This window comes from Frankia sp. AiPa1, from assembly GCF_023243075.1.
GTDB lineage: Bacteria > Actinomycetota > Actinomycetes > Frankiales > Frankiaceae > Frankia.
This window is the reverse complement of record NZ_JALKFZ020000122.1, coordinates 1-25,505: the sequence shown is the minus strand read 5'-3', so window position 1 is coordinate 25,505 and position 25,505 is coordinate 1. Positions and strand designations below refer to the sequence as shown.

Annotated in this window: 20 protein-coding genes and 1 pseudogene; 14 read left to right on the top strand and 7 right to left on the bottom strand. The window is 69.5% G+C overall.

Annotated features, from left to right (window positions below; translation table 11 throughout):
- Nucleotides 1-63 precede the first annotated feature (63 nt).
- Nucleotides 64-2,820 (top strand): ATP-dependent helicase HrpB, encoded by a 2,757-nt coding sequence (hrpB, locus tag MXD95_RS10385; RefSeq protein ID WP_250640360.1) that lies wholly within the window; start codon nt 64-66, stop codon nt 2,818-2,820.
- Between the two features lie 167 nt (nt 2,821-2,987).
- On the opposite strand, the gene MXD95_RS10380 is transcribed toward hrpB, so the two are convergent.
- Both MXD95_RS10380 and MXD95_RS10375 read right to left on the bottom strand, forming a co-directional pair.
- On the bottom strand, nt 2,988-3,389 hold the full coding sequence (locus MXD95_RS10380; protein WP_250640359.1) for a MerR family transcriptional regulator: 402 nt from the start codon (nt 3,387-3,389) through the stop codon (nt 2,988-2,990).
- A complete protein-coding gene (locus MXD95_RS10375) occupies nt 3,390-4,397 on the bottom strand; it encodes an MDR family NADP-dependent oxidoreductase (RefSeq protein ID WP_250640358.1) in 1,008 nt (335 codons plus the stop codon).
- A gap of 215 nt (nt 4,398-4,612) precedes the next feature.
- Between MXD95_RS10375 and MXD95_RS10370 the strand changes: the two genes are divergently transcribed.
- The 3 genes from MXD95_RS10370 to MXD95_RS10360 all read left to right on the top strand — a co-directional run bounded on the left by MXD95_RS10370 (nt 4,613) and on the right by MXD95_RS10360 (nt 6,995).
- Entirely contained in the window at nt 4,613-4,774 is a 162-nt protein-coding gene (locus MXD95_RS10370) for a hypothetical protein (protein WP_250640357.1), read from the top strand.
- Complete coding sequence (locus MXD95_RS10365) at nt 4,771-5,637, top strand: LLM class flavin-dependent oxidoreductase (protein WP_250640356.1); 867 nt, start codon at nt 4,771-4,773, stop codon at nt 5,635-5,637. The genes MXD95_RS10370 and MXD95_RS10365 overlap by 4 nt, the downstream gene beginning before the upstream one ends.
- Before the next feature lie 374 nt (nt 5,638-6,011).
- Entirely contained in the window at nt 6,012-6,995 is a 984-nt protein-coding gene (locus MXD95_RS10360; protein ID WP_250640355.1) for an SDR family NAD(P)-dependent oxidoreductase, read from the top strand.
- A gap of 70 nt (nt 6,996-7,065) precedes the next feature.
- On the opposite strand, the gene MXD95_RS10355 is transcribed toward MXD95_RS10360, so the two are convergent.
- A complete protein-coding gene (locus MXD95_RS10355; protein ID WP_250640354.1) occupies nt 7,066-8,439 on the bottom strand; it encodes a peptide ligase PGM1-related protein in 1,374 nt (457 codons plus the stop codon).
- A gap of 1,852 nt (nt 8,440-10,291) precedes the next feature.
- Between MXD95_RS10355 and besD the strand changes: the two genes are divergently transcribed.
- The 4 genes from besD to MXD95_RS10335 all read left to right on the top strand — a co-directional run bounded on the left by besD (nt 10,292) and on the right by MXD95_RS10335 (nt 14,035).
- Nucleotides 10,292-11,071 carry an L-lysine 4-chlorinase BesD gene (gene besD / locus MXD95_RS10350; protein ID WP_250640353.1) on the top strand — a complete coding sequence of 260 codons (780 nt, stop codon included), beginning with the start codon at nt 10,292-10,294 and terminating at the stop codon, nt 11,069-11,071.
- Entirely contained in the window at nt 11,064-11,831 is a 768-nt protein-coding gene (locus tag MXD95_RS10345) for an iron-containing redox enzyme family protein (RefSeq protein WP_250640352.1), read from the top strand. The genes besD and MXD95_RS10345 overlap by 8 nt, the downstream gene beginning before the upstream one ends.
- Before the next feature lie 109 nt (nt 11,832-11,940).
- Nucleotides 11,941-13,431 (top strand): PLP-dependent transferase, encoded by a 1,491-nt coding sequence (locus tag MXD95_RS10340; protein ID WP_250640351.1) that lies wholly within the window; start codon nt 11,941-11,943, stop codon nt 13,429-13,431.
- A gap of 82 nt (nt 13,432-13,513) precedes the next feature.
- Nucleotides 13,514-14,035, top strand: coding sequence for a P-loop nucleotide/nucleoside kinase family protein (locus MXD95_RS10335; protein WP_250640350.1), 522 nt, complete (start codon nt 13,514-13,516; stop codon nt 14,033-14,035).
- Here the strand turns inward: MXD95_RS10335 and MXD95_RS10330 are convergent.
- Nucleotides 14,019-14,492 (bottom strand): class I SAM-dependent methyltransferase, encoded by a 474-nt coding sequence (locus tag MXD95_RS10330; RefSeq protein ID WP_250640349.1) that lies wholly within the window; start codon nt 14,490-14,492, stop codon nt 14,019-14,021. The two genes, MXD95_RS10335 and MXD95_RS10330, sit on opposite strands and share 17 nt — an antisense overlap.
- A 54-nt stretch (nt 14,493-14,546) precedes the next feature.
- On the opposite strand from MXD95_RS10330, the gene MXD95_RS10325 reads away from it, so the two are divergent.
- Complete coding sequence (locus MXD95_RS10325) at nt 14,547-14,756, top strand: hypothetical protein (RefSeq protein ID WP_250640348.1); 210 nt, start codon at nt 14,547-14,549, stop codon at nt 14,754-14,756.
- 79 nt (nt 14,757-14,835) lie between these two features.
- On the opposite strand, the gene MXD95_RS10320 is transcribed toward MXD95_RS10325, so the two are convergent.
- Complete coding sequence (locus MXD95_RS10320; protein ID WP_250640347.1) at nt 14,836-15,282, bottom strand: TetR/AcrR family transcriptional regulator; 447 nt, start codon at nt 15,280-15,282, stop codon at nt 14,836-14,838.
- A 188-nt stretch (nt 15,283-15,470) separates the two neighbouring features.
- Here MXD95_RS10320 and MXD95_RS10315 point away from each other — a divergent pair, with 188 nt between their 5' ends.
- The 3 genes from MXD95_RS10315 to MXD95_RS10305 all read left to right on the top strand — a co-directional run bounded on the left by MXD95_RS10315 (nt 15,471) and on the right by MXD95_RS10305 (nt 19,339).
- Complete coding sequence (locus MXD95_RS10315) at nt 15,471-16,691, top strand: amidohydrolase family protein (RefSeq protein WP_250640346.1); 1,221 nt, start codon at nt 15,471-15,473, stop codon at nt 16,689-16,691.
- A gap of 188 nt (nt 16,692-16,879) precedes the next feature.
- Nucleotides 16,880-18,097: an Rv3169 family protein gene (locus MXD95_RS10310; RefSeq protein WP_250640345.1), complete on the top strand. Its 1,218-nt coding sequence runs from the start codon at nt 16,880-16,882 to the stop codon at nt 18,095-18,097.
- Between the two features lie 6 nt (nt 18,098-18,103).
- Entirely contained in the window at nt 18,104-19,339 is a 1,236-nt protein-coding gene (locus MXD95_RS10305; RefSeq protein WP_250640344.1) for a phosphotransferase, read from the top strand.
- Here MXD95_RS10305 and MXD95_RS10300 read toward each other — a convergent pair.
- Together MXD95_RS10300 and MXD95_RS10295 are read right to left on the bottom strand one after the other, a co-directional pair.
- Complete coding sequence (locus MXD95_RS10300; RefSeq protein ID WP_250640343.1) at nt 19,325-21,958, bottom strand: ATP-binding protein; 2,634 nt, start codon at nt 21,956-21,958, stop codon at nt 19,325-19,327. The two genes, MXD95_RS10305 and MXD95_RS10300, sit on opposite strands and share 15 nt — an antisense overlap.
- 265 nt (nt 21,959-22,223) lie before the next feature.
- Nucleotides 22,224-24,179, bottom strand: coding sequence for a M13 family metallopeptidase (locus MXD95_RS10295; protein WP_308301477.1), 1,956 nt, complete (start codon nt 24,177-24,179; stop codon nt 22,224-22,226).
- Between the two features lie 264 nt (nt 24,180-24,443).
- Between MXD95_RS10295 and MXD95_RS10290 the strand changes: the two genes are divergently transcribed.
- Both MXD95_RS10290 and MXD95_RS10285 read left to right on the top strand, forming a co-directional pair.
- Entirely contained in the window at nt 24,444-24,878 is a 435-nt protein-coding gene (locus tag MXD95_RS10290; RefSeq protein ID WP_250640342.1) for a DUF4345 domain-containing protein, read from the top strand.
- A gap of 261 nt (nt 24,879-25,139) precedes the next feature.
- Nucleotides 25,140-25,505 (top strand): annotated as a pseudogene (locus tag MXD95_RS10285) (hypothetical protein); the annotation flags it as partial.

Genomic DNA, 25,505 nt, shown 5'->3' with positions numbered 1-25,505 from the left:
TCGAGGCGGGTGCGGCGTGCGGCCCCCACCGGCCGCCGCGTCGAACCGGGGGACACTGGGCGCATGTTGCCCGACCGCACGGTCGCCGGGGCGGACCTGCCCGTCCGGGGCGCCCTGCCGGCGCTGGTCGCCGCGCTGACCGCCCGCGACCAGCATGGGTCGGGCGGGGCCGCGGTGCTGGTGGCTCCGCCTGGCACAGGCAAGACGACGCTCGTCCCACTCGCGCTCGCCGACCATGTCCCCGGCCGGGTACTCGTCGTCGAGCCACGGCGGATCGCCGTCCGCGCCGCGGCCCGGCGGATGGCCAGTCTCGCCGGCGGTGACGTGGCGGATAGTGCCGAAGTTCGCGCGAAGGCTGCGGGTCGTGGCGGTGGTGGTCGCGGTGGCGGCGGTGGTGGTCGCGGTGGCGGCGAGGTGGGTGGCGCGGTCGGCTACACGATTCGCGGCGAGCGCCGGGCCGGGCCGTCCACCAGGGTCGAGGTGGTCACGACGGGGGTGCTAGTCCGGCGGCTGCAACGGGACCCCGAGCTGCCCGGTACTGACGCGGTCATCCTCGACGAGTGCCACGAGCGCCACCTGGACGCCGACCTGGCGCTCGCGTTCCTGCTCGACGTCCGCGCCGCGCTGCGCCCCGACCTGCTCCTGCTCGCCGCCTCCGCGACAGCCGACACCCGGCGGCTGGCCGCGATGCTCGGCGCGCCCGGCCAACCCGCGCCGGTCATCGGGACGGACGCCTCGATGTACCACGTCGAGGTGATCTGGGCGCCCCCACCGGGGACGATCACCCCGGCGCACGGCCTGCGGGTCGACCCGAGGCTGCTCGACCACGTCGCCGCGACCGTCGAACGCGCGCTGCTGGAGACGTCCGGGGACGTGCTCGTCTTCCTACCCGGGGCCGGTGAGATCGCCGCCGTCGTCGCCCGGCTCGCCGGGCACCGGATCACGGTCGACGTGGTCACCCTGCACGGCCGCCAGACCGGCGGGGCGCAGGACGCGGTGCTGAGCCCCAGCCCCCGCCGCCGGGTTGTGCTGGCCACCGCGGTCGCGGAGAGCAGCCTCACCGTCCCCGGCGTGCGGATCGTCGTCGACGCCGGCCTGGCCCGTTCCCCGCGGATGGACCATGCCCGCGGGCTGGGCTCGCTGGTCACCGTGCGGGTGTCGCGGTCGTCCGCCGGCCAGCGCGCGGGCCGTGCCGGCCGGGAGGCGCCGGGCCGGGTGTACCGCTGCTGGTCCGCCGCTGAGCACGACCGGCTGCCCGCCCAGCCGGAACCGGAGATCGCCGTCGCCGACCTCACCGCCTTCGCCCTGGAACTGGCGGTCTGGGGTCATCCGGGTGGCGTGGGACTGCCGCTGCTCAGCGACCCTCCCGTCGGCGCGATGGAGGCCGCCGGAGCCTCGCTGCGCGCCCTCGGCGCCGTCGACGAGATCGGCCGGGTCACCCCGCGAGGACGTGCGATCGCCCAGGTCGGCGCCCACCCACGGCTCGCGCGGGCGCTGCTCGACGGCACCCGGGCCGTCGGCGCCCGCCACGCGGCGGAGATCGTGGCGATGCTCTCCGGTGACGGTCCGGCCGGTGGCCCCTCCGACGATCTCGTCGCCGCGTGGCGCCGCCTGCGCGACAACACCGACCGGGCCGCGTCCGCCCGCTGGCGGGAAGAGGCCGGCCGGCTGCGCTCGGCCGCGGAAACCGCACCTGCCGAACTCGCGGAACCCGCCAAGCCCGCCGGAACCACCCGACCCACTCAAGCCACTCAAGTTGCTCGGCCCGGTGAACCCGCTCGGCCTGCCCCCGCTCGAACTGTGGCACGGGGAACAGGCGGGATACCCGACGATCTCGCGGCGGGGCTGGTGGTCGGCCTCGCCTTCCCCGAGCGGCTCGCGCGGGCCCGCGACCCCGGCAGCTCGAACTACCTGATGGCCGGCGGGACCGGTGCCGAGCTTGCCACGGGCTCGGCGTTGACCGGAGCGGAATGGCTCGCCATCGCGGTCGCCGACCGCGGGCCGGGCCGGACGTCCGCCCGGGTGCGTCTGGCCGTCGCCCTCGACGCGGCCACCGCGCGCGAAGCGGGCGCGGCACTGCTGCGCACCGAGGACGAGGTCGCCTGGGCCGGTGGCGACATCGTCACCCGCCGACTCGAACGACTCGGCGCGATCATCCTCGCCGAACGCCCGGTGACCAGCCCCGACCCGTCCCTGCTGCGGGCCGCGGTGCACGATGGGCTGCGTGACGCGGGGCTGTCCGTGCTGCGCTGGAGCGCCGACGCACTGGCCCTGCGCGACCGACTCGCGTTCTGCCACCGACTGCTCGGCGCCCCGTGGCCCGATGTCACCGACGCCGCCCTGCTGGACTGCGCCCCCGACTGGCTCGGACCGGACCTCGACGGCGTCCGACGCCGCGCCGACCTCGGGCACATCGACGCCGGCCACGCGCTGCGGCGGCTCCTACCCTGGCCACAGGCCGCCCGGCTCGACGAGCTGGCTCCCGAGCGGATTGCGGTGCCCAGCGGCTCCCGCGTCCGCCTGGACTACAGCCCTACCAGCGGCGCGGCCGGTCCCATCCTCGCCGTGAAGATCGCCGAGGTGTTCGGGTGGCAGCGGCTACCCGTCGTCGCCGACGGCCGCGTGCCCCTGGTGCTCCACCTGCTGTCGCCGGCGGGGCGTCCGGTGGCGGTGACGAGCGACCTGGCATCGTTCTGGCGCACGGGCTACCCGCGGGTCCGCGCGGAGCTCCGCGGCCGCTACCCCCGCCACCCGTGGCCCGACGACCCGACCACAGCCCTACCAACCCGCCGCGTCGCCCCCCGCACCCACGGCCGCTGACCTAAGATCAAACGGTTGACCGGGGTTCGACCACCTGATTGTCCGGAGCGAGGCGACGGGTGTCACCGGCGAGCAGGTCGCGGATCTCCTCCAGCAGGCGGGCCTCGTCGCTAGGAACTGCTTGAAACCGGCCAGGCCAGGTCGGATCAGTTATTCAGCCATGGCAGCTAACCGCCGACCAGGTTCATTCCGGCTCGGATCCTGACCGCGGAGCGGGCCGCCAGCTCGTCGCGGAGCTTCGTCAGGCGGGCGATCTCGGCGTCCAGAGCTTTCAGGCGGCGTTCGACGACGCCGCTCGTCGAACTGCACACCCCGCGGGGGTCGCCGTAGCGCGGCAGGGTGTCACCCTCCAGCAGGTGCAGGCGGTCCGCGCACGCGCCCACATCCTCGACGGTCAGGCCGAGTGCGAGCAGCTTCCGGATGATCCGGATCCGATTGACGTCCGCCGCGTCGTAATCCCGCTGACCGGACGCGGTGCGCCGCGGCGGCGCCAGCAGTCCGCGCTGCTCGTAGAACCGCAGGGCGCGCGGGGTGGTAGCCGCCGCCGCGGCGGCTTCGCCGATCTTCATCTACAACTCCACGATGACCGTTCCGAGGTGCCGTCCTCCTATGGTCTCTGACAACGCGCGCGCCGCGTGTTCGATACCCGCGACCCGGACCTGGGGGACGGTGATCTCACCCTGGCGGAGCCAGGCACCGAACCGCTCGACCCAGTCCGTGGCAGCGGAGTTATCGAGACCGCGCAGAGTGACGTGCTTCAGGATCACCTGGTAGAAGTCCAGCTCGACAGGTGCGCTGGTGCCCGACCTGTTCGGGTCCAACTGACCGTCCAACGCCCCCACCAGGACGCAACGTGCTCCCGGGCGTGCCGCTGCCACCGCCGCGCGGAGCTGCTCACCACCGACGTTGTCGACCATGACATCGATGCCGTCCGGGGCGGCCTTGGCGAGCTGCTCGTGCAGCGGTTCGTGCAGCGGTTCGCCGCCGCGCAGGATTGCGGCGTCGTAGCCGAGCTCGCTGACCAGCCGCCGGGCCTTCTCCGGTGATCCTGTGCTGCCGATGACCCGACCGGCTCCAAGCAGGCGGGCGACCTGCCCGGCCAGCGAACCGACCGCGCCCGCTCCCCCGGACACGAAGACCGTCTCCCCCGCCTTCAGCTCACTCTGGCGAAGCGCCGAGTAGGCCGTCCGGGCCTGCGTCAGGTGCACGACCGGGTCCGGCAGGGCGTCGCCCACGGGCTGGCACCGCGCGACCGGCACGACGGCGTACTCACGCCAGCCCAGCCAGTGCGAGACCAGCTCACCCGACCGCAGGCCCGAGCCGGCCGGAGCCGAGACGACCTCGCCGATGGCGGCGCCGAAAAGCGTGTCACCGGGATGGATCGGTGGGAACGGCGCGCCCTCGACGCTCCCGCCGAACAGCGTCCGGAGCGCGGCGAACACATGGAAGTACCGGTTGCGGACGAGTGCCTCACCCTCGCCGGGCGTGGGTACCGGCACCTCGACGACCTCGAAGTCCGCCGGCTGCGGCAGGCCGGCGGGCACGGTGGCGAGACGGACTTCGCGTGAACGTGACATGGCCGGGACCGTAGCCCCTGACCCGCACGTCAAAGGCAAGCCGCCAGCCGTGAACCTCGGCCGTTCGCGCTCCGTGCATGCCGTCCAACCCTGTGGGCCGCGTCGGTGGTCAAGGTGGCGCGACAATAGCCCTGGCCCTTGTGAAATCGGGACGACCGTGGCAGGTCCGCGCAGGCACGGTTCGTGCTCCTCGACAACGAGACGAGGTACAATACATGACCCGACCAGGCGACATCAGGGTGATCGACACCCTGATGGGTTTCCGGTCCACCAGCAACATCCCGCACATCGACGACGTCCCGTTCCGCGACGAGGTCTGGCCGAAATTCCTCCGCCACAACGCGGCGAAGGTGCTCGGCTACGGAACACCGGCATGAGCGGCGCAATGCCGGCCGGAGTCGGCCTGTGGGCAGGCTTCCTCGACCGGATGCGCCCCTCCGAAGCGATCAGCGCGGTCCGCGACCTGGAGAAGGCCGGCATCACGACCATCTGGCTGCAGGAGTACAGCGGCGTCGACCCCTTCGTCCGCGCCACGCTCTACCTGCAGGCCACCGACCGGCTCACCGTCGCCCTCGGCGTGGCCACGATCCACGCCCGCGACCCCGAGGCGATGGTCGCGGCGGCGGCGACCCTGTACGAGGCCTTCCCCGCCCGGTTCGCCCTCGGGCTCGGCGCCAGCCACCGTCACCTCGCCGAGCGCCGCGGCGCCAGCTACCACAAGCCGTTGACCGCCATGCGCGAATACCTCGCCGCCATGGACACCGCCGTCGGATCCCGGACCATGCCGCCGCGGTTCCTCGGCGCGCTCGGACCGAAAATGATCGAGCTGGCGGGCGCGGCCACCGACGGCCTGCACACCTACTTCTGCCCTGTCACGCACACCGCCGCCGCCCGCGCCGCCGTCGGCACGGCTCCGTGGATCGCGCCGTCCCAGATGGTCGCCCTCGGCAACAGCGGCACCGGCTGGACCGACGAGCTGCGCCACTACCTCGGGCTCTGCCTCGCAATGCCGAACTACCAGCAGAACCTGCGCCGGTTCGGCCTCTCGGACCTCGACCTCGCACAGACGAGCGACACCCTCGTCGACGCTCTCGTCGTCCCCGACGAGCCGACGGCCCTGCGCACGCGCCTCGGCGCCCACCGCGCCGCCGGCGCCGATCACATCTCCCTGCAACTCGTCCCGCCACCGTCGTCCGCCCGGGTCCTCGACCGGATCGCCGCCGGTCTGGAGACGCGGTGAGCGCCGCCCGCCCGCCAGCCCATCCCCGCGCAGGCCGGTGAGCCGCTGCTCGACCGCACTGTCGGCGACCAGTTACGCGTCCAGGCGGCCGAGCGTCCCGACCAGCCGGCGCTGAGCTGGGCGGTCGACGACGATCCCGGCGCGCTTCAGACGCTCACCTACAGCGGGTTACTACGCGCCTGGCCCCACCCGGAGGGCCTCGACCCGCGGCCGGCCGCGACCAGGCCTGGCACGAGGCCGGTCCCGGCGGCCGGCGCGCCGACGTCCATCGACAGCCGTGCGCTGGCCCGAACGACACGGCGGGGCTGTCGAAGCACGAGGATGGGCGCCAGGATGGCACGAGGATGGACAGTGGAGGGACAGAAGTGGGTGCGGTGACAACGACATTCGATCTCGGGCTGGCCGGCAAGGCCGCGGTGGTGACCGGCGCTGGCGCCGGCATCGGGCAGGCGATCGCCCGCGGGCTGGCCGCCGCCGGAGTCCGGGTCGCGCTGGTCGAGATCGACCCAACCCGGGCAGCCGCCACCGCCGAGCTGATCGAGAAGGCGGGGGGACTGGCCATCGCACTGCCCGTGAACGTCATGGACACGACGGCGCTCGCTGATGCCATCACCGCCGCGCACGCCGAGTTCGGCCGGCTGGACATCCTCGTCAACAACGCGGGCGGGGTGAAGGCCAGCCGATTTGTCGACCAGAGCGAGCGCAGCTGGCGCCGGCACATCGACATCAACCTCATCAGCATGCTGGCCGCCACGTCGACCGCGGCCCCGCTGATCGCCCGGACCGTCGCTGCTGGGAACCACACCACCGAGAACGAGGCACCCAGGGGTCAGGCACCCGGGAATGAGGTCGGGGACGCGCGGCGAAGCGGCGGCTCGATCGTCAACATCACCAGCATCGAGGGGCTGCGGGCCGCCCCGATGTACGCCGTCTACGCCGCCTGCAAGGCCGGGATGATCAACTTTACCCGCACGATGGCCTTGGAACTCGCCGAGTCCGGCATCCGGATCAACGCGATCGCCCCGGACATGACCGCCACCGCCGGCATCCGCGGCATCATGCACGGCCCCGTCGACCCCGACACGCTGCCTGCTCCCCCGGCCGAGCAGGTCCTCGGAGTCGAGCGTTACATCCCGCTCGGCCGCGAGGGCGTCGCCACCGAGATCGCCGACGCCGCCGTGTTCCTGTGTTCCGACCGCGCCGCCTACATCACCGGTACCACCCTGAACGTCGACGGCGGCACCGCCGCCTCGGCCGGCTGGCTGCGCTCCGGTCCCGGCTGGACCCTGCACGGCACTCCCACTCCGCCCGGCCCCGCGCCGACATCAACCCCACCGCCGTCGCCGAACAACGCCTGACGTGGGGGATTAGGCCCGAGCAGAGAGACGGCCAGCAACTCTTCGTGTCGCGATCAAGCCCCTGCTTACGTCAGGAGAGCCCAAGCTTGCCGCCGCCCTGGGTGGCGAAGGCCATGACGACGTCCTGGGCCTGCTGGATCAGGCTATCGGCCGTGGCCCGCGATCCCGCGATCGAGGTGAGTTCGAGATATCCGCAGACAGGCAGCGCGCCGAGACAATGCAGAAGCACACCCTCGCCCGACTCTCGGCGATAGAGGAGGCCCCTGTCCCGAAGTAGCTCGAGCACCGCTTCACCGGGGATGCCGATCACCGACGACTCCTGCATCCGACCGTTGACGTAGAAGACATCGGGCCCGCCGTGTGGCCGCAGTCTTCCGCCGCGATCTATCGCCGCGCCTACCAGCGCCTCGATGTACCTCACGACATGGCTCGTTCCCACCTTCCGCAGGTTGACCTCAACGGCGAAGAGGTCACCGCCCTCGGAAACGACGAAGTCGATTCCAAATGTTCCGTATACGCCGTCATCCGCGAGCGCCCGACCCACCCGCTCGGTCGCTGAGAGGATGCCTGAACGCCATCTTTCGTCCGCCGGAAACCGGCAGCCCCAGTACTGGCCCGAAACGAGGATCTGCTCATGAGTCGGCCCGATATCGACAGTTCCGTCAAAGCTTATTCGGCCAAGCCCACTCGGCGATGCGATGACGTCGTCGATGAACTCCTCCACGAGTACACCCTCGGCAACCAGCTCGCGCCGGAAGATCTCCGGTGACAGTCGGAGGACTTCCGCCGACTCGAGCAGATCATTACCGCCACGCACTTCCTCCACGCCCACCACAGCATTTCCCACGCCGGCTGTCCAGTGCGATGAGTTCAGCTTTATCACGGCGGACCTCGTACCGATCCTGGCGATCTCACGAAGTACCGACTGTTCATCGGTGACGAGCTCGGAAGGGCCGGCAGGTACCGTCACACACGCGCGCCTCAGGAGAGATTTGCCGCCACTCTTGCTCCCCGCCTCAGCCGCAGCGTCGGCGCCGCGCTCCTCGATCGTCGCACCGAGGATCGAGGCGATCTGGTCCGAGATCGGCGTCGCCATGAAGTTCACGATCGACGTCGACCGGCTCTTCTCGGCGATCGCTGCCAGTTCCGACATCACCTTCGCGTCGGCGAGCACCGCCGCGTCCAGTGGCAACCCCTGACGGGGCGATGGAGACAGGAGCCGCAACCGCCGGGTCGCGCTCGAGGTCTGCTGGTCATCAAAGCCAAAGATCTCACGGAAGTGATACTCCAGGGTAGCTTGGCTGACCTCCATCGAGGTAATGACGACGAACTCGACGCCCTCCTCACAAAGCCCCTCCAGGTAGCAGAGACCTCGCTCCGCGGAGAAGGCAAGATAGCTTATCTCGCGCAGAAGATCCTCCGCGAAATTGAACGAATAAAGCACGATCTTCGTATCGACAATGCCATCAGAATGGCCATTTGAATGGGGCACCTCATCCGCCTCTCGCGAGTCGATTATCACCTGACCTAAGCCTTCAGGAAAACCTTACACGAAGGTTACTTCATGTCCAGCAGAGCAGCCATCGTGATCTTCTTGTGGTCTCTACCTCTAATGGATCGGCGCGGCGCACCGGTTAGCTGATCGCCGGGTGTAGGCGGAGATCCGACAAGAGATACTCTGTAGGTGGAAGGCAGCGTCGCCGAGGCGGATGGCGAGGCGCGGGAGACAGGCTTGGAAGACTGCTCTCCCGGGTCACGGCATGTTTCCGTAACGACGAGTCGGCGGCCAGGACGGATGCATCTGACGGGTCTGCCCTCAGGTGCCGAGAGAAGGAACCGGCGGAGCCTCGCCGAGCGTGCCGGGGGACCAGCCCCGCGCAATCCCCCCCGGACACATCGATCGCCCCACCGGCCGCCTCAACAGACGGTCACACTGGCGCGGACACCAGGCCCGCGCCCGCTACCACCACAACCAGACGGGGCGACTCGACCCAGCGTTCTTCTCGCGGATCATCATGGTCCATCCCGGCAGACCGGCCGGCTCCGGCCCGATCCCGCCCGGTTCCGCCCGGTTCCGCCCGGTTCCGCCCGATCCTCGGTCGGGCTCGGACCGCCTCCGACGTTCCTCGGCGCCACGCGCACCGTCCCACGTACCGCGCGGCTGGGTGGCTGGGTGGCTGGGTGGCTGGTAACTCTGGTGGTCGGTGGCCGGCGGTGCACGGTGCCCCTGCCGTCAGCGTCAGCTCCGTTCGTCACGACCAGCGAGCCCTCTCCCCCACCGCCGACCCGCCACCGCCCTCCTCACCGCTGCGCGTGACGACGGATCGGCCCCGAAAAACCTCCGTGTCGCTTCTACCGGGGTACGAAGGTACAAATCAGGCACATTACCCAGTAGAAGCGACATCCCGCCCGTCAGCGGCGCCACCACTCCCGAAAGCCACCACGGACAGTGAGATTCACCGGGGGAAGCCTGCTGCGAGCCGGAGACCCACGAGAAGTAACCCAGGGCGGTGGACCAATCCACGGTCACCTGTGCCGGCCTCGTCGGCGTCCGCCGGGCCCCACCTTCCGCCAGACCCGTCCCTAACTGAGAATCACCATCGTGACCAGCGCCAACACGACTTCGCCTGCCATTTTCTCCGCACCTGACAACAGTCACAGCCAGCCACCACCTTATAGAGCAACTGGCGGCATGACTCCGGCGGGTGATTATGATCTGCTGGTAAGCAGTCGCCCCGAAGCCCGATATGGGAAGGCTGCCAGGAGGTGCCCACCACAGCGGCGACATCACGCCAGAGCCCGCCAGATCCAGTTTCGGCGAATTCCCTTCGGAGGATCAAGGAAATCGACGGGTGGCAGAGCCACGAGCTTCCGGAGCCGCAGGTAGGAAGCGGGTGTACCGTCGGTCCGGTGCGAATCCCGCGCAAAGTCATACACCTGCGCCCGGCGCGTGCGAACATGGCTTGAGAAGCAGGTGAACCTACTAGCTGATGTTGCTCCCGGTCCACGGCCGCGATGCCTGGTCAGGGAGGAGGTGACAATGCATCCGAGCTGACTCAGCACGCTTCACACACATCTCGCGGACATCCCCGGACTTCGCCTGGGCGACACTGCCAGCGGCACTGATTCCTGAGCCATTAATCGTGCCGGGTCCGTGACCTCGACGGTCTGGCGACTCTCGCCGACAAAACTCGCCTCTGCATGCCTTCGGGCGTCCATGCCGGGTCGGCAGGCGCGGTCTCCTCCTCATTCCAGGGCCCTTTCTTTCGACCCGGCATCCACCTCGGAGGCAAGGAATGCCAGCACAGATCTCTGGTGCAACCTGCGTCGCGCTAGATCCCGAGACAACCAGGAGGGCAGCTCAAGAGTTTCGTAGGTTCGGAATCCTGCGGGTCACGAATCTGCTCAACCCAGAAACGACGTCACTGGTCAGGGCAGAGACGAACCGTCTGCTTGAACAGCATTCCGAGCGCCGTGACCTCAGGCTCGCGACGACCGACTTCACGCGTCGCTCCATGTCCGTGGTGCCCAGTGAGAAGGTGGCGGCCCACAGTGACGCGATCTCCATGCTGTACCAGGACGCCGATTTACTTGCCATGCTCGAGGCAATCGCCGGGGAGAAGCTGCACCCTTGTCCGAAGAAGGATGAAGAGTTTCTCATTACCAGACATGAAAGGAAGGGGGACACGCATGGCTGGCACTGGGGTGATTTCAGTTATGCGCTGATCTGGGTTCCGGAAGCACCTCCGATCGAGGTTGGAGGGCTGCTTCAGTGTATTGCTCATACTTCATGGAACAAGGCAGACCCGAAGATCAATCAATACATCGTCGAGAATCCGATAACCACCTACTATTTTGCGTCCGGAGACGCGTATCTACTTCGGACGGACACCACGCTCCACCGCACCATTCCCTTTCGTGAGGATGCTGTACGCGTCATTCTCAACATGACGTGGGCCGCCGCTCGGGACCTGCGGCGCACCTATACCACGGACGATCGTTGGTGGGACAACGCCGATGCCACGGCGGCGGTCAGTGTCAGGGGCGACGTGAACCAGGGGAAGAACGATGACTGAGACCAGCGCGGCAGCCGGGGAGCTGCGGCCGGCATGGGCGAACTTCGACCACGTCGAAGCGGGGATCCGCCGACGCGTCTCGCTCGAAGACCCATCGGTCAAGAAGTACCTTGACGACCTTCTTGTACGGATCGCCAGTCACCGGGCGGTCGAGCACCCGTTTCTCAACCACTACCGGGACAGGGCACTCACCCGCGAGCAGGAGCGCCACCTCTACGCCGAGTGCTACTACTTCTTTCGCTACCTTCCTTTCTACATCACCGGTATGGCGATGAAGACGCGGGACGAGGCAATCCTCCGCGAGATCATTCTGAACGTGGCGGACGAGGTGGGTTCCGAGAAGACCCACTCCACATTGTTCGAGAACTTCCTGGCAAGCATCAACATCGATCTTGATTTTATCCGGGACTACCAGCCTCTTGATGTTACCATCGAACTCAACGAACGCATCCGGCATCTTTACACGGAGTGCGCCATCGAAAAATCCCTTGGTGCTCTTTATGCCGATGAGACGATGTCATCGATCATGGTCTCGAAACTGAACGACGGGCTCCGAAACCAGGGCTATGACGAGAGGACACGGCACTTCTGGACGCTACACATCGACGTCGAGGTGGGGCACAGCAACTCCGTGTTCAACGCCATCGCTCCTTACGTGCACTCGGCAGAAACTCGCCAGGAGTTCGAGGCGGGGACGTACGACTTCCTCGCGCACGTCGAACGGTACTGGGACGGCGTACAGAACCTCGTCGGCCTGTGAGGTGAAATTCAGCGAGGTGGAAAGCCGGCGTACTCGATGCGTCCAGCCCCTGCCACTGGGCCAGCCGATCCCGGGACCCACCCACTCTGTTTCGGTCTCCCTCCCAACGGTGGCCGACGTCATCGGTTTCGAGTCGGACGACGAGAGAACCCTTCGTCACGTTACTTCAGGTTATCCGCGGTTCCGCACCCACCGCTATGTCACCGAACTGACCCACGTTCTCAGTCACATTCTCAACGTTCCCGCTCGCGAGCTGGTGCTGGTACGTACTGCACGGGCCGCAGCCGCGGCCTGCGCATACGGCGGCTCGTCCGCATGCCGAACTGTCTTTGCCGTGGGCGTGAACGGGGTGACGATCGCGGGCGGCCCAGTCGCCAACCGGCGCGTACGGGAGTTCGTGAAACACACGGGGTGTCACCTGTCTTCACGCGAGGCGGAGGACGCTCTGGTTCGGTGCGGCGAGCTTTCGGCCCACGACGACGAGCTGCTGGCACCAGACGGGGCCGAGGATGCCATCAGCGTGCATCTGGCCCGCGTCTACGGGGCCGGCCACGCCGATAACGTGATTCTGCATAACAGCGGCATGAATGCCGTGGCGGCCGCGCTGGCGGCGGTGGCGAAAATCCAGCGCGGGCGAGGTCGGAGGCGCTGGCTCCAGCTTGGCTGGATCTTCTTCGACACGATGAGCATATTCGAGAAGCGCATTGTCGATGCTGACCGAATCATCATTCCCGATCCGGGCGACACGGATGCGATCGTGGCCGCCGTGCTGGAAAATGCCGACGATCTCGCCGGTATTATCGGCGAGGTTCCCAGCAATCCCCTGCTGCAGACACCCGACGTCGAGGCGGTCCGCGAGATCGCCGATCGCGTCGGATGTCTGGTGGTGCTGGACACGACCATCGGAACGCCTCACAACATCGATGTTCTTGCTCACGCCGACGTAGCCTGCGAAAGCCTTACAAAGTACGCGACGGGTTCTGCGGACGTGCTGATGGGAGCGACGATCGTCAATCCGTCCTCGGCCTTCGCGGACGAGATTCGCCCCGGCCTGCGAGAGTACGGCGACCGGCCATTCGGGCGGGATGCCGCGCGCGCGGCGTCCCGAATATCCGGCTATGCCGCGCGCATTGAGCGGGTGAACCGCAGCACCATGATCCTGGCTGAATTTCTGGAGAGCCAGAGCAACGTTCGCGGCGTGGAATGGGCCTACAGCGACCGGTCCGCCCGCAACTACTCGAAGATACATCGCTCCGCGTCATCACCAGGTGGCCTGCTCCTGCTGGACCTCAAGGTGCCGATCGAGCAGGTCTACGATCCACTACCGATTCCGAAGGGTCCGAGCTTCGGTGCGGACTTCACCATGGCTTCACCTCAGGTCTTCATCGCCCACAACGACATGCTTTCCACCGTCGTCGGCCGGGAGGAGCTGCGGCGTCGAGGTCTTCATCGCGACATGCTTCGCATATCGATGGGCATCGAGGACCCGGACCCTCTGATCGACAGTCTCCGCCAAGTCCTCGCGACGCCGATTTCCAGGGCGGAGAGGACGACGAAAACCCCGTCGACATCGTCGGCATCGAGATTCCCTCCGCTGTGAGCAGGCGACCAGCACGGTGCCCGCCGTTCCCGGGACCATGCCGGCCCCGGGCTCCCATTCAGGCTCCTGTACCGTCGCGCTCATGGGCGACGGGGAACTCCTGCCGGATCTCGCCGGGACGGAGCTTGGACTCGTCGTGATGATGTGTGGCCTGCCGGGGTCCGGCAAGAGCACGTACGCGAAGGCCCTGGAGCGTCACGGCTACACCCGGCTCTCGATCGACGAGACCGTATGGGAGTGGACCGGCCGAGATGGTGGCAAGCTCGACCCGGCGGAGTACGAGCGCCTCAGGTCGGCCGCCGAACGGCAGCTCTGGGATGAGCTGATCCGCCTCATGACGACGAGAGCACCCGTGGTCATTGACTACAGCTTCTGGAACCGGGCCACCCGAGCCCGGTACAAGGCCGCGATCGAGAGCCACGGGTGCCGGTGGGAGCTCATCTGGCTGAAGGCCGATCTCGACACCCTCCGGCGTCGGCTCGCCCTCCGCGGCCGGCAGAGCGGCGCGAACAGCGTCACCGTCTCCGACGAGCTTCTGGAACGCTACTTCACCGACTTCCAGGAACCCGTCGGCGAGGGCGAGCGCGTCATTCTCCAGACCTGAATTCTCCCGACCTGAGCCGCGAATCGCCTGATCCCGATATCTGCGGCTTGCGGCCGCGGAAACGGACCGCGTGCTCGTTCGTGTCGACGTGCACGTCGACGTAGCCGGCGGCGCGGAGCCGGTCGGGGAGGCTGCCCGGGTCGACGGGAACGCAGACGTCGCCGTGGTGCAGCTCGCGGAAGTCCGGGCCGTCGAGGGAGTCGCTGCCGGCGAACCGGCCGCCCGGCGCGAGCAGGCGGTGGACCTCAGCGAACAACGCGTCCTGCTGGTCGGTGCCGGGCACGTGGTGCAGCATCGTGAGACAGACCGCGCCGCTGAACCGCCCGCCGGACAGGGGGGTCGCGGTGGCGTCGGCGGACACGACCGTGACGTTCGATCCGGCAAGGCGGGCGGCCAGGCTCGCCGCCAGACCCCTGTCCGCCTCGACCGCGGTGAGTCCGGGCTCTCGGCGGTCCACCCGATTCCGTTTCTCGGCAACGTCGGCATCGCGGTAGCGGGGCTGCGAAACTACGTGCTCGCCCTGGCCGAAAGCCTCGACGGCAGCGGCGTGCACGTGGGGCACGTGCCCATCGGCGCCTTCGTCGGCCCGGGGTCGCCCGCCTCTCCCGAGGCCGTCGCCGACACGCACTGGCGGCTGCACACCGCACGCGACACCCACGAGATCGTCCTCGGCGACCTCGAGACCGTCCGCGCCGCCATCGCCTCGCTCACCAACGCCTGATCCGGGCGATCGGCATCGCCGACGCTCACGGGCGTTCGGTGAACCACCAGGCTCAGGTTCCCCTCGGCGACCACTCCGGTCAGCGCGGGTTGGCGGCTGTGCGCGGGCCGAGCCAGCGGCGCAGGAAGTCACGTAGGTCGCCGCCCGGACGCGGCGTCCCTGGCGGCGCCACGATCAACGAGACGATCATGCGGTGCATGACCTCGACCAGCTCGTCCAACTGGTCGAGCGCGTAGCCCATCGCGGCCCAGTCCAGATCCCGCCGCAGCAGCGTGACGTTGCGCGCGATCAGCTCCGCGCGGAAACCACGGTGCGCCCGGTCGGCCACCGCGGCGAGCAGCTCATCCGAGCCCGGGAAGTACCGGTAGATCGTCGGACGGGTAACGCCGAGCTCCGTGGCTACGGCGGAGATCGACGTAACGGCCGGGCCATCACGATCCAGGCATCGAACGGCGGCGTCCAGGATCCATTCCCGGGCCTCGACCTCGTCACCGGGCGGCGAGCCACCCCAGCCGTGCCGCCGCATCGCCATCCCTTGACCACGCCCGATCCGTCCCGCATTCTACGAAGAACCCGACAATACAGATTGTACGATCATGTAACGTCATGCCGATTGATCGTCATGCCGATTGATCACAGTGTCGGCCTGGGCACGACGTGCGAGCAGTCGTCGCCGTTCCAGCAGGCAGCGATGGACAGGGAAGGTCGACGGACGTGGCGGACGCGAGCCCGGATTTCCCAAGCATCATCGACACCGACAATCACTACTGGGAGACCAGCGACGCGTTCACCCGGCACCGCGATCCCAGGTACGCCGACCGGGGCGTGGTGATCCGGCAGGTCGACGGGAAGATGCGCTACGTCGTCCACGACGAGCTGCACCCGTGGATTCCCGGGCCGGGTGACGTCAATCCGCGGCCGAAGCCCGGCGCGTTGTACGAGTACTTCGCCGGGCGGGCCCCGAAATCCGACCTCGCCCACATGCTGACCTCCGAACAGCCGGCGGACCATCCGGAGTGGTACGACCGCGACGCCCGGCTGGCGGTGATGGATGCCCAGGGCCTGGCGGCGACGTGGCTGTTCCCGTCCCAGGGGGTGTGCATGGAAGGGCCGATGCAGCCGGACATCGAGGCCTCGGTCGCCATCTTCCGCGCGTTCAACCGCTGGCTCGACGAGGACTGGGGATTCGCCTACCAGAACCGGATCTTCGGCGTGCCGTACCTGACGCTGTCCGATCTCGACAGCGCGCTGCGGGAGCTGGAATGGGTGATCGACCGTGGTGCCCGGATCGTGACGATCCGCTCCGGCCCGGTGTTCACCCCGGACGGCATGAAGTCGCCGGCCGACCCGATGTTCGACCCGTTCTGGGCGCGCGTGGCCGAGGCGCGGCTCGTGATGACGGCCCATGCCGGTTTCGACGAAGGCTACCGGGAGCTCGAGGACACCCTGGCCCGGACCTGGGGATATCCAAGCCGGCGCCGCCAGGGCAAGGCCTCGTCGCTGGCCTTCTACGAGCCGTTCGTCGACGCGCTCATGCACGACCGGCGCATCCACGACTTCCTGGCCGCGCTGATCGCCCACGGCCTGTTCCAACGCCACCCGGGGGTGCGCTTCGCGTCCATCGAGAACGGCGGGGTGTGGGTGCCGTCCCTGTTGCACGTGCTGCAGCGGCTACACGGCCAGAATCCCGGCTTCTTCACGAAGAACCCGATCGACCAGTTCCACGAGAACGTCTGGGTCTCGCCCTACGTGGAGGAGAGTGTGCCCGAGCTGGCCAAGCACGTCCCGGCGGAGCGGATCCTGTTCGGCTCCGACTGGCCGCACGCGGAGGGCGTCGCCGACCCACGGGACTTCCTGGAGAACGTGGCCGGCTTCCCGATCGGCGAACAGCGGAAGATCATGGTCGAGAACGCCCGCGAGTTGACCTTCCAGTAGGCGGCGGCCATCGGCACTGGCCGGCTCGGCGGCCCGCCGCGGGTCCTTCCCCGTAGTTCTACGGAGGACAGGCCGCCGGCCATCCCCGATCCTGGGAGAACGCTCCGAGCGGTCGGTCGGGAGGACCGGGCCCGCGATGGCGGGGCGGCCCAGCCTCCCACGCCGATGCCCCGAAGGGACCAGCCCGCATGCTCACGCCGTTCGACGACTACCCCGTGCATCAGACCTCCTCACCGGTGGCGCATGTCGGCAACGGCCATCCCAACCATTACGACCGGTTCTGGTTCAACGGCTACAACGAGCACATGTACTTCGCGCTGGCGATGGGGGTGTACCCCAACCGCGGGATCATCGATGCCGCCTTCAGCGTCGTGCACGACGACATCCAGCGCTCGGTGTTCGCCTCCGGACGGGTCCCCCTGGACCGGACCCGCACCAGCGTCGGCCCGATCACCGTCGACATCGTCGAACCGCTGCGGGTCAACCGGATCCGCATCGACGCGCCGGAGCACGGGCTGGTCGCGGACCTGACCGCCACCGCCCGCACCGCCGCCTACGAGGAGCCGCGCCAGACCAGCTACGACGGCGGCGACCCGATCATGGATGTCACCCGGGCCACCCAGATGGTGCGCTGGGCCGGTCAGCTGCGCGTCGGCGAGGAGACCATCCCGGTGGAGGTCGGCCACGGCGGGGGGCTGGGAACGGTGGGTACGAAGGACCGGTCCTGGGGCGTGCGCGGGCTCGGTGACCCGGTTCCGCGGGCGCCGCGACAGATCCGCCCGCAGGTGTTCTTCCTGTGGGCGCCGCTGAACTTCGCCGACGAATGCCTGCATTACATGGTGATGGAGGACAACGACGGCCGGGCCCGGACCGAGACCGCCGTCACCCTGCCAGTGATCGGCGCCGACGGCCCGGTCTTCGGCCCGGACACCGGCATCCGGCGGCTCACCGGCGTCCGCCATCAGGTGCGCTGGGCCCCGGGCCTGCGCCGCAGCGAGGGGGCGGCGCTCATCCTGCCTCCGGATGATGCCGGCCCGGGCCCGAATCGCGCGCGCTCTGCCGGTGCTGGTGCTGGTGCTGGTGCTGGTGCTGGTGCGCAGGATGCCACCCGGACCACGCTGGACCTCGAGCCGCTGCGGACGTTCCGGATGAAGGGCGTGGGCTACAGCCATCCACAGTGGGGCCATGGCCGGTGGCACGACGAGCTCGCCGTCGGCGGCGAGGTGCACAAGGTGGCCGACCTGGACAACCTCGCCTTCGAGAACATCCACATCCAGCAGGTGATGCGGGCCAGCTGGGGTGACCGGACCGGTCTCGGTGTCATGGAGCAGCTCGTCATCGGTCCTTACGCCCCCGGCGGCTTTCGCGAGCTGTTCGACGGCGCGCCCGCCCGTCCGTCCGCCTGACCCGCCATGCATCGCGACCGCGCACCCAGCTCCGCGCGCCAGCCCACCGTCGGCGCGCATGCCACCGACCCGAACACTCGTACCCCGGGCAACGCAGGTGCCCCGGACAAGACCGGTGCTCCGGACAACGGCGGCCTCGACCCGTCCGCACGGCCGGCCGTCGACCAACCCCGCATCCTCGACGATCCGGCGGAGGTCACCGCTGAGTGGATGACGCGGGCGTTGCGGGCGGGCGGAGCGGACGTGGAGATCGCCGCGCTGCGCTTCGAGCAGATCGGCACCGGCCAGCTCGGCGCCAGCTACCGCTTCCACCTGGAGCGGAGCCCCGGCCAGGTCGGCCATAGCCCCGCCACTGTCGTTGTCAAGATGGCGGTCGGTGACCGGGCAACCCGCGCTCGTATCGCCCGGGCCTACCGGCAGGAGACCGGTTTCTATCGGACGTTCGCCTCTTCGGCCCGCATCCGGGTGCCGCACTGCTGGAGTGCGGACATCAGCGCAGACGGCCTCAGCTTCACCCTGGTCCTCGAGGACGCCCATCCGGCCCGCCCTGGCCGGCAGGTCGACGGTTGCACCATCGAGCAGGCCGCTGTCGCCGTGCGCAACCTCGCAGGCCTGCATGCGCCGTTCTGGAACGATCGCACCCTCGCCAGCCGGGCCCCCTGGTTGCGGGAGGCTGACGACGCGGGCCTGCGGTTCCTGGACGGCATTCTGCGCGGGGCCGCCGACGAGTTCGTCCGCCGGTATGCCGACGAGCTGTCCGCCGCGGATGCCGGGACGCTCCTGCGAGCGGCGGACGAGATCACCCGATGGGGCCGGGCGATCCGGCACCGCACGTCGCTGATCCATGGCGACTACCGCCTCGACAACCTCATGTTCGGCGCCGCCGGCGACGTGGTGACCGTCGACTGGCAGACCCTGGAGATCGGTTTCCCGGGCCGGGACCTCGCGTACTTCCTGTCCACAGCGCTGTCGCCCGCGCAACGGCGGCGGCACGAGGAGTCCCTGATCACCGCGTATCAGCAGCGGCTGGTGGAACTCGGCGTCGACGGCTACTCGGCGGCCGACTGTTTCGCGGACTACCGGCTCGGCACGCTACACGGTCCGATGACCGCGATGATCGGATGCGTCTACGCGGCGGGGACCCAGACCGCGGACTCGGATCGCATGTTCCTGTCCCTGGCGACCCGCTCGGCCTGCGCCATCCGCGACCTTGGCACCCTGGAGCTGCTACGTCCGTCCTGACCTACCCGTCCCGTCCCGGCGCGGGCTGGCCGGCCGGCCGGACGCGGCCGGCCTGGCAGACGGGGCTGGCCCGACGGACGGGGCTGGTGGAACCGCGTGAGCGGCGAGCCAGGCGGTCGCCCGGCTGCGGGAGCGCACGCCGAGCTTGGTGAGGATCTGTTGGACGTGGGACTCGGCGGTGCGAGGGGAGATCCGCAGGGCGTCCGCGATCTCCCGGTTGCTCAGCCCGCGGGTGAGCAGGTCGGCTACCTGCCGCTCCCGCGGGGTCAGCGGTGGAATCGTCGTCGACGATTCCCGATCCTCGGTGCCGCGATCGGCCCCTTCGTACGTGGCTGATCCCCCGCGGGTGACAGGGGTGATGCGGGTGACAGGGGTGACGCCACCACCGTCAGCGGGACCGACGCCCGAGATCGCGCTGGCGCAGGCCTGCGCCAGCTCCAGGGTGGCACCGCGGGCCCGGGCAGCCTCGAACGTCTGGCGGCCGAGTGCCCGTCGGGTGGCTCCTTCCGCACGCTGGCGGCAGCGGAACAGTCCGGGCAGGGCCGCGGTCGACGTTCCCGTCCGTTCCCACAGCCGGTCGGCCGCGCCGAGCAGCAGGGCCGCGGTGTGATGCTCGTCCAGGCTGCTCTCAAACCAGGCGGCGGCGTCCAGATGCAGGGCCATGGCCAGGAGGTCCGTCCAGTCGTGCCCGCCGGTGCCCGCGGCGAGGGCCACCCGGGCGAGCTTACGGGCCCGAACAGCATCACCGGCACGCCAGAGGGCGACCGAGTAGGCCCAGTCCGCGTACAACCGCGGCCGGGGCTCGCCCAGCCGTTCGGCGATGGAGATCCATTCCCGGTGGTACCGCTGCACGCTGGTCGGATGGTCGCTGAACGCCTGCGCGAGGATGAGCAGCGACAGGGTGGCCTGCTGATGATCGGTCTCGCCGTTCTGGCGGAACTCGGCCAGCGCGGGTTCCAGCGACCTGGCCGGACCCGGCCGCCCCGTGTACAGCGCGCCGAGCCCGGCAAGCTGGTCGGCCAGCCCGCGATGCCCGTCGCCCTGGACGGACGCAAGCGCCGCGCCCTCCCGGCGTAGCCGGGCGGCGGCGGTGACGTCCCCGCCGATCGTCGCCAGCCATCCGGCGAGGTGCAGGCCGCCGAGCCGGCCGAGGCCGTCGCCATCGGTCTGATCCAGGAACCGGGTGAGCCACCTCTGGCCCTCGGCGAACCGACCGTCGGCGAGCCAGTACCGGCGCAGCGATCCAGCCATCGCCAGCCCCGCCTCGCCCTCGCCGGCGTCGGCACAGTACGCCAGCGCCGTCTGGAGGTTCGCGTCCTCGCGGCGAAGGCGGGTAAGCCACCGGGACCATCCCGCGCCAGCCCGTTCCCGACGGGCCCGGTCCGCGACCGAGGCGTACCAGTCGCGGTGCCGGCGGCGCAGCGCGGCGGTCTCGTTCTGCTCGGCCAGCTTCCGGCGGCCGAACTCCCGGTACATCTCGGGCAACCGGAGCCGGCCGTGCTCCGGCGCCGGGTCGTACATCAGAACGGACTTGTCGACCAGGGAGCCGGAGTCGAGTACGGCCGCCGCCTGACCGAGGCCGACGGCCGCCGCCGCGTCGAACTCGAAGCCGTCCGCGAACACCGACAACCGGGCCCAGAGCTGCCGCTCCGCCGGGGTGCACAGGTCGTAACTCCATCCGGCGCAGTCGTTCTGGCTACGCTGCCGGGCGATGACCGCCCGGCCGTCCCGACGAGGGATCTCCGGGTCGCCGGCCAGTCGGTCGAGGATCTCGCCCGGGGTCAGTACCCGGATGTGTCCCGCGGCGAGCTCGAGGGCGAGCGGCAGTCCCTCGAGCCGGCGGCAGATCTCCCAGACCGTGTCACGATTGCTCTCAGTGAGCTCGAAGTCGGCGTGAACCGCGCGCGCCCGGTCGCGGAACAGCGCCACCGCCTCATGGCCGTCCATGCCGTCCGCCCGAGTCGTCCGCGCCATGTCGAACGGCCGCACCAGGTAGAGATGCTCTCCCTCCACCCGCAGTGACTCGCGGCTGGTGACCAGCACCCGCAGGTCGGGACAGGCGTCCAGCAGCGTGTCCACCAGCTGGGCGCAGGCGTCGACCAGATGCTCGCAGCCATCCAGCACGAGCAGCGCCCGCTCGGACGCGAAAGCCCGGCACAGTGCCACCAGTTCGGGCTGAACCGATATTTCGGGCTGAACCGACACGTCGACCTGGTCTGGCAGAGCCGGTGAAGCTCGCAGAGCCGGTGAAGCTCGCAGAGCCGGTGAAGCTCGCAGAGCCGGTGAAGCTGGCAGAGCCGGCGGCGCGGTGGGAACGGGTCGGGCAGCGGGGCCCGGTGGAACCGGACCGCACCGAACGCTCGCGACCGTGGACGCCAGCCGGCGCGGATCATCGAGGTGGCCGAGGTCCACGACGTGCAGTCCATCGGGGAAACGTCCGCGGGCCTGCCAGGCCACCCGCCGAGCCAGCCGGCTCTTGCCCACCCCACCGATGCCGGTGACCGTCACCAGCCGGTGCTGCTCGAGCAGGCGCCGCAGTTCCGCCCGCTCCGTTCCGCGACCGACGAAGCTGGTCCGCTCCCCGGGTAACGCGTCGTTCGCCTCCATCGACGCCGGCATGCGAGACATCCTCGACACCGCGAGAAGGCCGCGTCAACCGACCGCGTGATCGCCGGGTCAAACCCGGCTCAGGCTCAGGCGAAGTCCCGCAGGCGCCAATTCGATCAGCCAGCCGTCGACAAGCTCGAAGGACCGCCCATCGTCGGGCAAGCCATGCAGATCGCGGTGCGCGCAGCAAGCGCGTCGGGTCCCGGCCTGCCGCCTCGACCCGCCTGGGCCGGGACCGGCCTCGCAAGGTACGCGGGGCCAGTCCCGGAGCGCCCAGTCACCAGATGCGGACGCGGTCGGAGGGGTCGAGCCAGAGGCCGTCGACGGGGCTGGTGTCGAAGACCTCGTGGAACTCGTCGAGGTTGCGCACGATGTTGGCGCGCAGATCCGGCGGGCTGTGCGGGTCGGTGGTGAGGAACTGGCGTTCGAGCTCGATCCGGCGCTTCATCCTCCAGATGAACCCCCAGTTCAGGAACAGGGTGCGCCGGTCGTCGGGGGACGCCTGGCCGTCCTGGGAGATGACGTAGGCCCGGTGGGCGATGGTGAGGCCGCCGAGGTCGCCGATGTTCTCGCCGACGGTGAGCGCGCCGTTCACCTTCTCCCCGGGCACGCCCCGGGTCTCGAAGCCGTTGTACTGCTCGACCAGTGTCTTCGACTTCACCTCGAACGCGGCCTTGTCGGCGGGCGTCCACCAGTCGTTGAGATTGCCCGCGCCGTCGTACTGCGCGCCCTGGTCGTCGAAACCATGGCCGACCTCGTGGCCGATGACCGCACCGATGCCGCCGTAGTTCTCGGCCGGGTGGGCGTCAGGGCTGAAGAACGGCTTCTGCAGAATGCCCGCGGGGAAGCAGATCTCGTTGGTACCGGGGTTGTAGTAGGCGTTGACGGTCTGCGGGAGCATGAACCACTCGTCGCGGTCGACCCGGCTGCCAATCTTGGTGAGCTGACGGTCGGTCTCGAACGCGTCGGCGGCCTGGGCGTTGCCCCACAGGTCATCCCGGCTGACCCGCAGGCCGGAGTAGTCGCGGAACCGGTCCGGATAACCGATCTTCGGGCGGAAGGTCTCGAGCTTCTCGTAGGCCCGGGTCTTCGTCTCCTCGGTCATCCAGTCGAGCTTCGAGATGGACTCGCGATAGGCGGCGAGCAGGTTCGCGACCAGCGCGTCCATCTGCGCCTTGGCATGCGGCGGGAAGTGCCGGGCGACGTACTCCCGCCCGACCGCCTCCCCGATCGCACCCTCGACGAACCCCACCGCCCGCTTCCAGCGGGCGCGCAGCTCGGGCGTACCGGACAGCGTGCGGCCGTAGAAGTCGAAGCTGGTCTCGGCGAACTCGTCGGCCAGGTACGGCGCGGCGGCACGCAGCACATGGCTGGTCAGCCAGTCCTGCCAGGTCTCGATCGGCGTCTCGGTCAGTACCGCGGACAGATGCTCGAAGTAGGACGGCTGGCGGACGCACACCTGCGCGACGGTGGCGTGCGGGCCGTCGAGGTGGCCACCGAGGGCGGTGATGTAGGCGTCCCAGTCGAACGCCGGGCACAGGGCCGCGAGCTCGGCGCCGGTGCGCAGGTTGTACGTCTTCTGGACGTCGCGGGTGTCGGCGCGCTCCCAGTGGCCCTGTGCCAGCCGGGTGTCCAGGGCGAGGACGCGCCGCGCGGCGGCCTCGGGCTCTGGATGTTCGCCCAGCCCGAGCATGCGGGTCAGGTAGGCGACATACTTCTCCCGGATCTCGGCGAACTTCTCCTCCCGGTAGTACGACTCGTCCGGCAGGCCGAGACCGCCCTGGACCAGATGGAACAGGTACCGGTCGGAGTTGCGGTCGTCGGTGTCGACATACGAGCCGAACAGGCCGCGGCCCCCGATCCGCTCGAACCGGCCGAGCAGCGCGGCGAGCCCGCCGACGTCCCGCAGCGCGCGCACCTGCGCGAGCAGCGGGCGCAATGGGTCGAGGCCGAGCGCCTGGACGGCGTCGACGTCGAGGAACGAGTTGTACAGATCGGCGATCTTGCGTACATCCTCGTCCTGGGTGGCGGGGTCACGCGCGGCAAGATCGGTGATGATGTCGCGGACATGCTGTTCGGCCGCATCGGCAAGCTGCATGAACGGGCCCCAGCTCGACCGGTCGGAGGGAATCTCCGTCTCCGCGAGCCAGCGGCCGTTCACATGGCCGAACAGGTCGTCCTGCGGTCGGACGTCGAGGTCCATGCCCTCACGGGCGTCGTCGAGGATGCTCACACCGCCCAAGTCTGCGCCCGATGCGGCCCGCTGGGAAGGATTCCGGACACGCCGCGCCGCCTCCGTCGGCCGCGCGTGACTCTCCGCGCGCCGGCGTGGGACCCGCACCGCGACCAGCGGGCACCAGCCACCGCCGAACGCTGCCGAGCGCCGGGTGCATCCTGGTTACCGGGAACCTCGGCGACACGGACACGTTGTACGCGAAGGGCATCTCACTCGCCCAGCACCACCGCGAACCCACCCGGAACTCACCTGGAGAGGCCGATGGATGACGACCGCGAGCGCCGCCTGGCCATCCTGTGCCAGCTCACCGGCGCCACCTGCGTTGCGATCAGTGCCTTCCACCTCGCGCTCGGCACGAACCGCACCGTTCTCGGCGCCGGTGACGTCACCGCCTCCGTGGACTCCCACGAACGCTTCGTTCTCACGATCTTCGGGGGCTACGGCCTCGCCTGGCTGCGAGCCGCCCGCGGCCGTCCCGTCGCCGTGGACGAGGTGCGTGCCCTGTCCGCGCTCATGGCCGCCGGCGGTGCCAGCCGGCTGATCTCCCTGGCCCACCGGGGCCGCCCACACTGGTTCCATCTGCTGCTCGCAGGCGTCGAGTTCGCCCTGCCCGCCGCCACGATCGCGCTCACCCACGGCGAACTGCCCGCGGGGACCCGCGACGTCCGCCCCCGGGAGGATGGCGCGATCGCCTGACCGCACCAGAGCCGATGGCAAGGGGCCAGCCGCCTCGGGAGCTCGGCTGGCCTCGGGCCAGCGGAGTCGGAATCGCCGCTCGACGTCGAGGAACGTCGGGCAGCGGACAGCCCGGCTGTCGCCTACCCGCCTGTCCATGAGCCCGCGGCCGTGCTCTGCTGGACGCCGCACCCAGGATTGCTTCCTGGCAGAAGACCGCCGTGCCTGGGATAACCGAATTTCCCGGGCGGCGGATGTGTACGCGGGGATGGAGGTGGGGTCGTGCCGGGCGCGGAGACGGCTGACGCGGGGGCGGCCGGTACGCGGACAGCGGCGACTGCGTCGCTGGCGGGGACTGCGTCGCTGGCGGCGACTGCATCGCCGCGGGCGCCGGAGTCGCGGGTAACGGGGCTACGGGAGACGGAGCCGCACGGTGGCGCGATGGCGCTGTCCGGCTCGTCGCGGCCGCCCGATCCGGCGATCGCCTGGCCGGTGCGTTATCTGGTGGTCTGGCCGCTGCGGCTGGTGGCGTTCGTCGTCGTGTTCCCGCTACGGCTGGCCTACGAGCTGGTCCGACTCGTCGGACGGGCCGTGCGCCGGCTGCTGTGGGACTGGTTCCTGGTTCCGGTTCTGACGGCACTGTGGGAA